Below are 12,891 nucleotides of genomic sequence, written 5' to 3'. Positions count from 1 at the left end.
AATACGGCAAGAGTCGCGATAAAATAATATACATTAAGTAGAGCTATTTCTATTCGTACCAATAGCAGCCATTCATAAAAACGATTATTAACCAGATGTGTTGATAATCGTTATCAGTTATTGTAATTGAGGTAATATGAGTTTTCGCCATCAATATGTCATCGGTGACCTGCAAGGTTGCCATGCTGCCTTTGAGCATTTTTTAAAAAAGCTAAATTTTGATCCTAAGCAAGATAAGTTATGGTTTACGGGCGATTTGGTCGCGCGCGGTGAAGATTCATTGAACACCTTGCGCGATGTCAAAGCCTTATGCGAGCAAGGCGCGGCAGCCACAGTGCTTGGCAATCATGATTTGAATCTACTTGCTGTATGGCGCGGTGCGACCAAAATCCGTAAAAAAGACAAGACTGCGCCGATTTTTGCGGCTAAAGATAAAGACGAGTTGTTGCAGTGGTTACGTCAACAGCCACTTTTAGCGTATCCTGACGAGCATACCGTGATGGTTCACGCGGGTATTCCACCGCATTGGACGTTGGATGAAGCAGAATTATATGCTAAGCAGCTGGAGGCACAGTTGCAAGGCAGTTTATATCAGCTTGATAGAATGTTGCCGCATTTATATAGCAATACTGCGGACGACTGGCATGATGATATTAATGGTTTTACCAAAATGCGTGCCATTGCCAATTACTTTACCCGTATGCGTTTATGCAAACAGGATGGCACATTGGAGTTTAGCTTTACCTCTAGCCTTGACGATGCCATGCCGGATGATTTTGCCCCATGGTTTGAATGGCAAGTACCACGTGAGCGCAAGATATTGTTCGGGCATTGGGCAGCTTTAAAAGGCAAAATTGACTTACCTCATGCACGCGCGCTTGATGGTGGCTGCGTTTGGGGTAATCATTTGATGGCTTATCGCTTAAGTGATGGCAAGGTTTTCACCTCAAGTGCGAAATGTCCGATGCCTTAGCTGTAGAACAATGTTGGTTTATTAATGCAATTGATAAGTTGGGTATGAAAAAACCCTCCATAGCAAACAGTCAGCTATGGAGGGTTTTTTGTTATCTGTACTGTTTAACAGGAACGGCATACTACCACATTAAATCATCAGGAATCACGTAAGCGGCATAAGGGTCATCTGTTTCCAGCTCGGTCTCGGACTGATCGTTTGAAACAACAATAAAGCCTTCAAGCTTAGCGTTGATACGATCGGCTAAAGGACGAGGCAATAACGCATAATCCAATCCATTATTTTCTTCTAATCGCGCAATGACCACGTGACCTGCGACAATTTGATCATACAGCTTTTGGGTAATATAGAGTTTTTTAACTTTAGATTGATCGACAAACTGGTAGCTAATTTCGCCTACCGTATCGGTAATCTGGTGCTGCTTAATCATTTGTATGATATTGGCATAGAGCATTTTTTGCTCTAGTTGTTGCTGTCTTTCTTGATTAAGCTGCTGATCCTTGGCAATTTTTTGCGCTTGTGCTTCAGCCAATGCTTTTTTGGCAGCGACATTTTCTGCATCGCCAGTACGCTTAGCATGCTGCGACTGTTTGCTTATTTGCTTGGCTTTTTTATTGTCTACTAGTCCAGCTTTTAATAATTGCGCCTGAAGGGCATTTTTGGTCATAATCCAATCACCTAAATAATGAGCTATAAATTTTAAATACGGTACTTTCAGTATGTTAAAATGGATGGTAACAAATTTTGCATGAGCGTGTCATTTGTTAATCCGACATCTTAAATTATCAAACGCTTATCCTTTTAACCACCTGCAAGCCTAATCCCTAAAATTTCAATGAATAAATTATCAATATTATTAAGGTCTAAGTTAGGATTTAAACAGCCATGCCATTGCTGCAAGTCGTCACTAGCTGGGTAAATTTGGTGGCTTTTTGGGTTTTGGTAACGGCGTTTTGGCATCGCCAGCGGCTTTACTATCAGGGCTGTTGTTATTAGTGCTATTAGTACCACTATCGCTTACGCCAAGATGGTCATAATCACCATGCGCACCCAAAGTTTTGGTTGCCTTGTCATACTGGATATCATCAGTATAAGGCGTGCTGTTCAGCTCTTCATCGACCAGACCGTCATCTAGATCAATAACCTGTTTAAGTGAGGCATTAGACAAAGTGGTTTGAGTGATTTGCGCTTCTTGTTCGGTATTACCATCATTAGTCTGAGGTTGGTTTTCATAATGAATATCCGTTTCTATATTAGCAGCCAGCTTGGATTTAGACAGTATTTTTACCTCAGATAAACGCCGTACAACATAATTACGGGGTAAGGGCTTGCCACTATTTTGTATGGCGCTATCGTCAAATATCATATGCCCTTGGCTATCAATCCGCGCATATTTCATCGGTTTGTCACGCGGCCAAAAAAAGTCAGACGGATGGGTCATCATATGACTGAATAACTGTTTAGTCAGGCGACTCCATTCCAAAAACTGTACTTCTTTTGAGCGTAATGCTACAAATAACGCCAGCGAGAAGCTGACCATTAAGTTGACCATACCAATCATTAACACGCCCATAGCGGATAGTAGGACGATTTGCCAACTCATCTGATCGGGTGCCAAGTTAAATAGACCGTGAGCTAGATTGGCTGAAGCAAAGGCAATGTGGCGAATATCAATGGGCAAACCAAATAAGAACCCAATGGTTGCAGTGCTGCCCAAGAAGATACCAAAAATAAAGTTACCCATAATAGCGCCAAGATTGGCTTCTATAAAGGTGCTGAAGCGCTCAAGCCAAGTTGCCGGTAATAATTTTTGCAAAAAGCGATGGCGACGAATACGCGCGCCAATATTATTATAAACGGCTAAATTATCGTAATAACCAGCAATCAATCCTGATAAAAACAGATACACCCCAGCAATCGCAGCATGTGGCAAAGCTAACGAGGTAAAAGGGTCAAGCTCATGTAAGAGATGTCCGGCTTTGTCCGTATTAATCATCGGTGCGCCCGACAAATGCAACCACACATAAGAGATGGTCAAAGCAACTGGAATTGCCATCATTATATTACCCATAATAGCAATAAACTGGGTACGCATAATATCGACCACCAGCTCTGATAGCTTGGTTAACTGATGAGATTTTTTCCCGGAACTGTCAGAGATGGTGGAGGCAATGGCCGCTGCTGTCATCGCTGGCTGCTTGGTCGCGACCGTGCCATGCACAATATGAATAAACACAAAGCCGAGACCATAAATCATACTGTTCAAAAAAGCGCGACCCATCGGAGCAATTGCCAACTGATAAGTAACGATTTTAGTGGTTGCCATAAAGGCAATAATAAAACCGCCAATCGAGGCTTTTTTAAACATTTTTTGATAGCCAGACTTATCGGTACTGATATAGTGCTCACCGACACGGCTGGCGTTTTCCGTGACTTTCCGCGATAGCAACTTAGTATTATTATCAATCAGATAGCCAATACTATAGCGCCGATTTGCTGTCACGACCAACGTTTGAATCAGCTCAATAATGGCGCGATCGCGCTTAAGTCCATCAATCGATACCAACTTGGTTAAGATACGTATACGTTGTAAGCTTTGGTCAAGGCGCAGCATCATATTGGTCAAACGAATAGAGATACCGGTTTTATAAATGCGCTTACGTACGGTCGCAACAATATCCTCGCACTGCTCAACCATTACCAATAATGGGTCAGCGCTTACCGCTTGTTCAGGGGTAATATCAGTTAGATTATCCAGCTCATGCGCCTGTCGATATTGATTGACAAAGAGTACCGCTTCTTGGTTTTGCGCGACAAAAGATGCTGAGTAGTTTAATATTTGCGGATAAGATTCCATTAAATCGGGATGTAGCCCAATGCCACTAACGCGATAAGACAAAATAACAATGGCATTCAAGATATTATTTTTGGCAGTGGCAACTAAGTCCAAATGCTCTTTTTTAACTTTAAGTAAATCAACCAATACGTCCCATTTATCTTTATCAATACTAGCAAGCCAATGCTCGTCTTGACGCTGATCAAATAAGTAGCCTACCAATTCAACAACAGAATCATCTTGCGGTAATAATGGCAAAAATCGATGACCTATTAAGCGGCGTAGACTGCTAAAAAAGCCCTCATCTGACATAATTCCGGTATCGGTATATAGGGCAATTTGGCGGTATTGAATGATAAGCTTTAAGACAAAGCTGGCAAGTCCATCACCATATTCTGGATGCAATTGCATAATTTCAATCAAAGATTGAATTTTTCTATTAGCAAGCGCGGGATTTTTTTCATTGACCCGAAGCTCATCAATCAAGCGTTTAAGCACCGACACGTCGGGCACGTCGCTTAAGGCAGTAATCTGCTGCAAAATGCGTTTAATTTCTGACACAAGGTACCCTTTATTATTATTGCTATGATTGTAATGGATATTACTTTTGGTCTAGAATTATCTTATTTTGATTTCCGCCTAAAATAGGGTGCTTCAAAAGTATTTGGTATAAAAATATAATGAGATCGTAGTAAACATGAGCGCGATAAACCCGATAATATTACATGAAGTAGGTTGTTGCGCTAGGGGAAAATAGGATTATACAAAGTATTGTTAATTATTTAATACTTATTTGTGAACGCTTGATACTCGATATTTCGTGGTTGTTACTGATGACCATTGCCAGTTATTCTAAACTGAACGATGAGTAGATGGGCAATTATTTTGTTAGCAATTAATAGAGCATGAAAAAAGGCAGTAACCAGACTGCCTTTTTTTGGTTAACATACTTGTTAACTTAGAATAATTTTTAACTTAAAACAATAAACGTGCCAACACTATTTAGCTGGCAGAGACGTTAAAATAATCAAGATCAAAGCTCATGATAGGGTCACTTCCAGCTTGTACCATCTGCGCGTGCGCATCAAGGCGTGGCAGAATGCGTCCGACAAAGTAATCCGCAAGCTTGGCTTTATTGGTATAAAAATCGCCTGCTTTACCATTAGCGGCTTCTACCATCATAGCAAACATATAGGCGTAGCACAGATAGCCGACGGCATGCATATAATCCACCGCACAGCCGTTAATCTCACTCTTACGAGTACTGATATTGGCAAGCACTGTTGTGGTTAACGCTTCAATCGTATCTGCTGCCGTTAATGTCGCTTGTTTGATGCCATGCTCTGCTGTCATAGAAGCAACATAATCACGAATCTCGCCCAAGAAGTTAGTTATATATTTGCCATTATTACGCGCAACTTTACGACTGAGTAAATCAAGTGCTTGAATACCGTTTGCGCCTTCATAAATCTGGGCAATACGCGTATCACGGACGATTTGCTCCATACCCCATTCTTTAATATAACCATGACCACCAAAGACTTGCTGGCAATCAACCGTAGCTTCCAACGCTTTATCGGTTAAAAAAGCCTTTGCAATCGGCGTCAATAAAGCCACACGTGCCGCCGCCGCTTGCGCTGCTTCAGAATCAGTGCTGAATTTTTCGGTATCAAGTTGCTTGGCAACATACATGGCAAAGCAGCGTGAAGCTTCAGAATTAGCCTTAGCATTTAACAGCATACGGCGCACATCGGCATGATAAATGATGGCATCTGCCGGCTTTTCTGGGCTTTGAATTTGGGTATCGCTACGACCTTGACCACGCTCCAGCGCATATAGTGCCGCGTTCTGATAAGCAAGCTCTGTACCGCCAAGCCCTTGTAGCCCCATGGTCACGCGCTCATAATTCATCATAATAAACATCGATGACAAGCCGGTATTTTCAGCACCAACCATCCAGCCTTTGGCATTGTCGAAATTCATCACGCAAGTCGCGGAAGCTTTAATGCCCATTTTATGCTCAATAGAGCCTGCGGCTAACGTGTTACGCGCGCCTAAACTACCGTCAACATTCACCAAGAATTTTGGCACGACAAATAAAGAGATGCCTTTTGAGCCTTCAGGGGCATTAGGCGTTTTTGCCAATACCAGATGAATGATGTTTTCGGTTAAATCGTGCTCACCACCAGTAATAAAGATTTTAGTGCCAGAAATCTGATAGCTGCCATCGTCATTAGGAGTGGCTTTGGTTTTGATAATACCCAAATCCGTGCCTGCATGCGGCTCTGTTAAGCACATGGTTCCTGACCAAACGCCAGCGTACATTTTTTCTAAATAAGTTTGTTTTTGTTCTTCGCTGCCGGCATCATTCAGGCATAACGTTGCGCCAACGGTTAGATTTGGATATAAAGTAAAAGATTGATTGGTGGTAAATAGCATCTCTTCAGTCAGCATGGTGACCATTTTTGGGAAGCCTTGTCCGCCATATTCAGGATTACCGCCCAAACCGACCCAGCCAGCTTCTGCATATTGTTGGTACGCTTCTTTAAATCCTGTTGGGGTTGTGACTACGCCATTGCCTTGAAAGGTCGCGCCTTCTTCATCACCACTTTGATTGATAGGAAGCAGCACGTTTTTAGATAGTTTTGCCATTTCTTCTAAAATCATATCGACCGTTTCCATGTCAACATGAGAGAGATTGTCATTATTTTGCCAAAACTCAGGAGCTTTAAACACGTCTGTTAAGATAAAACGCATATCGTTAAGGGGAGCATTATAGACTGACATAAACATTCCTTTGATTATAATAAATGAGAGTAAGAGGGAGCAGTATTTTGATTTAATATGATTTTTAAGAAATAACTATTAGTAATCGCTATTACGTATAGTCATTATGAATAACTCAAATCGATGATCAAAGTGTAGCAAATTAGCTGCTGCGCTTTTGTATCGCTTCGTGAATTGCGCGTACACCAAAAAATTGAGTCATTGTCTTGCATCAAATAAATTTTTAATAATAAAAATAGAGCTTAAGAACTAAAAAGTAGCCAGTAAAAACGGCAACATCTCAAAGATGTTGCCGATTCATTGGGATTAAAATTGAGTTGCATCCAAATTAATTTAAACTCAATAAGTTTTATAATGCGTTATTAATGGTGCTCATTAAAAAGCAAACTGCTCAACATCCATACTCATATACGGCTCAACGCCAGTGCTGATACGTTGCACATAAGTAGTGGTACGCGGTAAGAGTTTTGCATAGTAGAATTGCGCTGTTTTAATTTTTGCATCATAAAACGCCGACTCAGTCGTGCCGTTAGCAATTGCCGTTTGCGCTACCAGTGCCATACGCGCCCATAAATAGGCGAGGGTAACGTAACCGCTAAAATACAGATAATCAACCGCTGCACCGCCAACCGCCTCTGGGTTTTCAGTTGCCTGCATGCCAATACGTGAAGTCAGTTCGCCCCATTCTTTGAGATGCTTGGCAAGTGGGCGAACAAACTGTCCCATCTCAACATTGTCTTGGTTATCTTCACAGAACTGCTGAATGACTTGCACAAAGTTGGCCAGCAACTTGCCTTGTGAGCCAAGCACTTTACGACCGAGCAAATCTAACGCTTGAATCTCAGTCGTTCCTTCATAAAGACAAGCAATACGAGTGTCGCGGACATTTTGCTCCATGCCCCATTCACTGATAAAACCATGACCACCATAGACTTGTACGCCATGATTTGCCGCCTCTAACCCAGTTTCGGTTAAGAATGCTTTGGCAATTGGTGTCAGTAATGACAACATTTGATCGGCAAATTCACGCTCAGCACCATCGCCTTTGGCTACGGTATCAACGAAATGGGACAAGTAATACATCAAGGCACGACCGCCTTCAGCAAAGGCTTTTTCCGTTAATAACATATTACGGACGGCAGGATGCACAATGATTGGGTCGGCAACTTTATCAGGCGCTTTAATACCCGATAGCGCGCGCATGGCAAGACGGTCTTTCGCATAGGCAAGTGAGCCTTGGAACGCATATTCAGCAGCCGTTACGCCTTGCACTGCCGTACCAATACGCGCCACATTCATAAAGGTGAACATACATTGCAGACCGCGATTTTCCGGACCAATCAGATAGCCTACTGCGCCATCAAAATTCATGACACAAGTCGACGAGGCTTTAATACCCATTTTATGCTCGATAGAGCCGCAAACGACTTTATTTCTGCCACCCAAGCTGCCATCTTCATTGACCATCACTTTAGGCACGATAAATAGTGAGATGCCTTTGGTGCCAGCTGGCGCGCCCGGTAAACGTGCTAATACAATATGAATAATATTGTCGGTTAAGTCATGTTCGCCTGCTGAGATAAAAATCTTTTGCCCTGTGATATTATAACTGCCATCGTCATTTGGCTCAGCTTTAGTACGGATAATACCCAAGTCAGAACCAGCATGTGCTTCAGTCAGACACATGGTGCCTGACCATTCGCCCGTGACCATTTTTTCTAAATAGGTGTCTTTTTGAGCATCTGTACCATGATGTTCGATGGTTTGAATGGCGCCGTGCGACAGACCGGGATACATAGAAAATGACCAGTTCGCTGTGCCCACCATCTCATTAATCACTGTTGATAATGAGAACGGCATATTTTGCCCGCCAAAGGCTTCTTCAGCCGATAATGCAGGAAAGCCAAGTTCACAAAAGGCTTTATAGGCTTCTTTAAAACCTTTTGGCGTGGTCACTTCACCATTATTAAAATGACAGCCTTCAGCATCGCCACTTTGATTGAGCGGTGACAGCTCATTTTCTGCAAAGCTTGCTGCCATCTCAAAGAGACTATCCATTAATTCACGGTCAGTGTCTTCAAATTCGGGGATGGTTTTATAATGACTTTCGCTATCAAGCAGTTCATGCATGACAAATCTGATATCGCGTAGAGGTGCTTTATATTGCATAACATCCTGTCCTATTTTTGATGATAATGTAAGCTATAACAGAATATATAAATAATTTTTATAAAATATTCAGGTCATATTTATGCATAAAAGATAGGCGTTCACAGAAGAATATACAAGTTCGGCACTGATACTGATAAGTCATCAACCTGTCTTGCATCCTATTAGCATTCAAGAGTAACAGGCGAATGATTAGGGTGCAAAAACTAGAAAAAATACTGAATTATGAAGCGTTTAGTTAAATAAAACTTAGCTAAGAAAAGTGATAGCATCGAATATTAATAACGTATTCTTAAAGAATGAGACGCATATTTATAGCGTAGGGTTTTAGCTATTACGGTCTATGCTAAAAATAGTGTAGGGTGTTAACTGTGGTTTTCTAACATGACAGTGGCAGCATCAGCGGTCACAGGGCGACTAAATAAATACCCTTGCCCATAGGCGCAGCCAATATCCAACAATAATTGCCGCTGTTCGTCCGTCTCAATACCTTCAGCAACTACCTGCATATCTAAAGCATTTGCTAGCTCTAATATGGCTTTTACAATGGCAAACTGAATATGGTCGTCAACGATTTTGGAGATAAAGCTTTTGTCAATTTTGATAAAGTCAAAAGGATACTCTTGCAGATAGCTTAAGGAGGCATATCCCGTACCAAAATCGTCCAATGCTAAGCAAACCCCTAATGCTTTTAATGCGGTAAGTTGTTGCTTGACGGTAAAATGATTGAGCATTAACGATGATTCAGTGATTTCGATATGTAATTGATGCGGATGTATACAATGCTGCGTAAATAAAGTGGTGATAAAGCTGAAAAATTCAGGATGACTGAATTCAGCGGCATCAGCATTAATGCAGATATGTTGTGTGAATCCAAGCGCCTGCCATTTTGATAACTGTTGAGCAATTTGGGTTGCCATTTGGCAAAATAACTCAAAAGACAGTTTATGAGTGATAATGGCATCAATAAAATCAACGGGTTTTAGTAAACCGCGCGTCGGATGCTGCCAGCGTACCAAGGCTTCAAATCCAGTAATTTCGCCCGTTGCCAGTGTAATTTTTGGTTGGTAATAAGGGATAAATTGACATTCATCAATAGCAGTACGTAATTCAGCTTCTAATTGCAAGCTGTCTCTACAAGCGTCGTCAAGCTCTTCGCGATACCAGCCTACATCATCACCACCATGTTGCTTGATATAGTTAAGCGCTTTTTCCGCTTTGGACAGTATCATTGACAGCTGTGAGCCATGCTCAGGAAAATAGCTGACGCCAGCGGAGATGCGCAGATAAATCACATTATTATCGAGATAGAACGGGCGTTCACATATTTGCATCAAACTATTGAGCTGATGACGCACCATATGAGCATCATTAAGCTCAAATAAAAGCGCAAAATCATCGCCACCGAAATGCGAGAAGCAGCGTAAATGAGGCAGCTTAAGTTTATTAACTTGTTGCACAAAAAGATTTAACAAAGCCGTCACTTTATCTGCCCCTAAAGTGCTGGCGAGCATCCGATAGCGGTCAATATTAAAGCGTACCACCACCACTTCTTGATAGCTTTCTAATAACAGCTCACTGGTCTCGCTTAAAAACACTTTACGGTTAGGCAGGTTTGTGTCTTGATCAAAATTTAATAAATGCAGCAGCTCTTCTTTGTCCCTAGTCACCTCGGAGATATCACGACCCATACCAATATAATAAACACCTGAGTCTACTGTCATTTTTCGAAGCGTCATATGGCAATTTAGAGTTTGTCCGTAACGGGTTGCTATGGCAAAATTATTTTCATAAAAGCCGTGGTTAGTAAGAGCATGAGCCACACTTTTAAAAATATCTCGCTCAGCCTCTGGTAGAAACTCGGCAGCATAAACGCCTAGCGGACGTCCAAGCAAAAATGCCTCTTGATAGCCAACCATGACCTCATAAGCCGCATTCACTGATATATAACGTAACTCTGCATCCAATATGAACACACCATCTTCAAGGCGCTCGCATAATTGGGTCAATAATTGCTGCTTGATACGTTCGGTAATCGTGCTAAAAACAGTCATAAGATGCCTCAAGGCGAATAAAACAAATGTTACAAAACCAAAAAAACTGGCGTAAAAGAAAATTTATACTTTTTATAGTGATAGATATCAGTGTCGTAACGGCTAGCTTAACAACGCATGTAACGTAGCCAAGGCAACTACTGGCGCTGTTTCTGTACGCAGGACGCGATTTCCAATTTGCCATGGCGCGAAACCTACTGCTTCAGCTTGTGCACACTCCTCGCTACTTAATCCACCCTCAGCGCCAATCAATAGCTCAATATAAGGATGCTTTTGTGCCAATACTGGTAATAATGTAGCTGGCATTAAAGGCTGCTCAGCGGCAGGCACGCTTAATATTAAACGCAGGTCAGCTGAACGACTTAAAACTCGATAGTAGGGGTCTCGACTCAGCGCTGCTACGATTGGGCTAACCATAGCAACATCGAGTTGGTTAACCTCTTTTGGCTTGAGCCATCCGTTAAGCGGCTGAGGTGCTAAGATAAGCGGTGGGCGATTCAAGCCGCATTGCTCACAAGCCGCGATAGCCACCTGTTGCCACTGGAGTAATTTTTTCTCTACTTGTGCCGGTTTTAAATTGACCTCACCATGCTGGCTGCTGAGCAGTTGAATCGCAGTCACGCCAAGTTCGGTTGCCTTTTGAATGGCATAATCCATACGTTCGCCGCGACTCATTACTAAGCCGATTTTACTGATAATCGGTGCGGCACAGTCGTCAGCGCTCGCAGCTAATAAGGTTACTGTTGCCTGTTTTTTACTTATACTTTGTAAGCGCACATGATATTCACCGCCGAAGCCGTCGAATAAAATACCTTCGTCGCCGACAGAGGCACGTAGTACGCGGCACCAATGATGGACAATAGCATCAGACAGTGGAATCTCGCTACCGATAGCCAGTGTACTTAATGTTGGTAAATAAATAGTTTTATTGTTAGCAAGGTCGTCTGTTGCTTCATTATTGATAACATAAAAAAATCGGCGCACGCGGTTTTTCCTCTTGAAAATAACCAGTAATCATGTATGAAAATAAAATTTAGTTGAGCCGTTTTGTAGGTATATATAATAAATAATGGTATAAAACCAAAATAAAGTTCACTATAACAAATATACGGGCGCGATAAAATAGAAGGATGATAGAGGGTATAATAATTCAGACAAACAAGTAATAAAAAACTGGCGTTCCTAAGAACGCCAGTTAAAAAATCACTTATTGTTATAAAACTAGGTAATAAGCCCCAATGCTTCTACTAAACGCTTATTTGGCTCAACCTTATTCATGCTATAAAAATGCATGGCAGGTACGCCCTCACTCATTAAACGCTCGCACAGACGATAGACCACCTCAAAGCCAAACTCGCGAATAGCCTTACCATCATCACCAAAATCAGCCAATTGCTTACGCACATAACGCGGGATATCAGCGCCACAACTGTCAGCAAAGCGCATCAGATTGCTAGAGTTGGTAATCGGCATAATGCCAGCAACCAAAGGCTGAGCAACTGTATCAATCCCGCGTTTCTCTAAGCTCTCACGCAAATAAAGATAACTATCCGCATTGTAGAAAAACTGGGTAATTGACGCATTGGCGCCCGCTTGGTATTTATTAACCAAGTTGTCAACATCAAGCTCAAAGCTACGCGCTTGCGGATGCATCTCGGGGTAGGCGGCGACTTCGATATGGAAATGATCACCTGAATGCTCACGGATAAACTTTACCAAGTCCAAAGCAAAGGGCAGCTCACCCATACCGACCTGACCTGACGGTAAGTCACCACGTAGCGCGACCAAGCGCTTGATACCTAAACTTTTATAAAGCTCAAGCAATTCAGCGATTTGCGCTTTATTATCACCAATACAAGACATATGCGGTGCAATATCAGTATCACCGCGTGCGCATAAGGCTTGCACAATATCTAGAGTTCGGCTACGCGTTGAACCACCAGCGCCATACGTTACCGAAAAGTAGGACGGCGACAGCTTGTTCAGCTCATCATAAGTACTGAGCAGTTTTTCATGCCCTTTATCCGTATTGGCAGGAAAAAACTCAAAAGAGAAAGCAGGCTTACTCATCG

The 12,891-nt window shown here is 42.1% G+C and carries 8 protein-coding genes; 1 reads left to right on the top strand and 7 read right to left on the bottom strand.

Annotated features, from left to right (window positions below):
• The first annotated feature begins 136 nt into the window (after positions 1–136).
• Positions 137–973 (top strand): symmetrical bis(5'-nucleosyl)-tetraphosphatase, encoded by an 837-nt coding sequence (locus AAEY78_RS04110; protein ID WP_352337546.1) that lies wholly within the window; start codon positions 137–139, stop codon positions 971–973.
• Between the two features lie 121 nt (positions 974–1,094).
• On the opposite strand, the gene AAEY78_RS04105 is transcribed toward AAEY78_RS04110, so the two are convergent.
• The 7 genes from AAEY78_RS04105 to AAEY78_RS04075 all read right to left on the bottom strand — a co-directional run bounded on the left by AAEY78_RS04105 (position 1,095) and on the right by AAEY78_RS04075 (position 12,889).
• Positions 1,095–1,640, bottom strand: coding sequence for a DUF2058 domain-containing protein (locus AAEY78_RS04105; protein WP_352337545.1), 546 nt, complete (start codon positions 1,638–1,640; stop codon positions 1,095–1,097).
• A gap of 240 nt (positions 1,641–1,880) precedes the next feature.
• Complete coding sequence (locus tag AAEY78_RS04100; protein WP_352337543.1) at positions 1,881–4,370, bottom strand: site-specific recombinase; 2,490 nt, start codon at positions 4,368–4,370, stop codon at positions 1,881–1,883.
• Between the two features lie 441 nt (positions 4,371–4,811).
• The gene (locus AAEY78_RS04095) at positions 4,812–6,596 is read right to left on the bottom strand and encodes an acyl-CoA dehydrogenase C-terminal domain-containing protein (protein ID WP_352337542.1); all 1,785 of its coding nucleotides are present in this window, start codon (positions 6,594–6,596) and stop codon (positions 4,812–4,814) included.
• A 375-nt stretch (positions 6,597–6,971) separates the two neighbouring features.
• Positions 6,972–8,765, bottom strand: coding sequence for an acyl-CoA dehydrogenase C-terminal domain-containing protein (locus AAEY78_RS04090; RefSeq protein ID WP_352337541.1), 1,794 nt, complete (start codon positions 8,763–8,765; stop codon positions 6,972–6,974).
• Positions 8,766–9,130: 365 nt separating this feature from the next.
• The gene (locus AAEY78_RS04085) at positions 9,131–10,819 is read right to left on the bottom strand and encodes a putative bifunctional diguanylate cyclase/phosphodiesterase (protein WP_352337539.1); all 1,689 of its coding nucleotides are present in this window, start codon (positions 10,817–10,819) and stop codon (positions 9,131–9,133) included.
• A 102-nt stretch (positions 10,820–10,921) separates the two neighbouring features.
• Positions 10,922–11,803 (bottom strand): 16S rRNA (uracil(1498)-N(3))-methyltransferase, encoded by an 882-nt coding sequence (locus AAEY78_RS04080; protein ID WP_352337537.1) that lies wholly within the window; start codon positions 11,801–11,803, stop codon positions 10,922–10,924.
• 237 nt (positions 11,804–12,040) lie between these two features.
• Complete coding sequence (locus tag AAEY78_RS04075) at positions 12,041–12,889, bottom strand: methylenetetrahydrofolate reductase (RefSeq protein WP_352337535.1); 849 nt, start codon at positions 12,887–12,889, stop codon at positions 12,041–12,043.
• Positions 12,890–12,891: the final 2 nt, after the last annotated feature.

The sequence above is a fragment of the Psychrobacter sp. 16-MNA-CIBAN-0192 genome (genome assembly GCF_040309565.1).
Taxonomy (GTDB): Bacteria; Pseudomonadota; Gammaproteobacteria; order Pseudomonadales; family Moraxellaceae; genus Psychrobacter.
Note: the sequence above shows the minus strand (reverse complement) of the source record. Positions and strands in the feature narration are given on the sequence as shown.

Coding starts and splice junctions, on each gene's coding strand:
- AAEY78_RS04075 (WP_352337535.1), bottom strand. CDS start 12,889: ATGAGTAAGCCTGCTTTCTCTTTTGAGTTTTTTCCTGCCAATACGGAT.
- AAEY78_RS04095 (WP_352337542.1), bottom strand. CDS start 6,596: ATGTCAGTCTATAATGCTCCCCTTAACGATATGCGTTTTATCTTAACA.
- AAEY78_RS04110 (WP_352337546.1), top strand. CDS start 137: ATGAGTTTTCGCCATCAATATGTCATCGGTGACCTGCAAGGTTGCCAT.
- AAEY78_RS04085 (WP_352337539.1), bottom strand. CDS start 10,819: ATGACTGTTTTTAGCACGATTACCGAACGTATCAAGCAGCAATTATTG.
- AAEY78_RS04105 (WP_352337545.1), bottom strand. CDS start 1,640: ATGACCAAAAATGCCCTTCAGGCGCAATTATTAAAAGCTGGACTAGTA.
- AAEY78_RS04090 (WP_352337541.1), bottom strand. CDS start 8,765: ATGCAATATAAAGCACCTCTACGCGATATCAGATTTGTCATGCATGAA.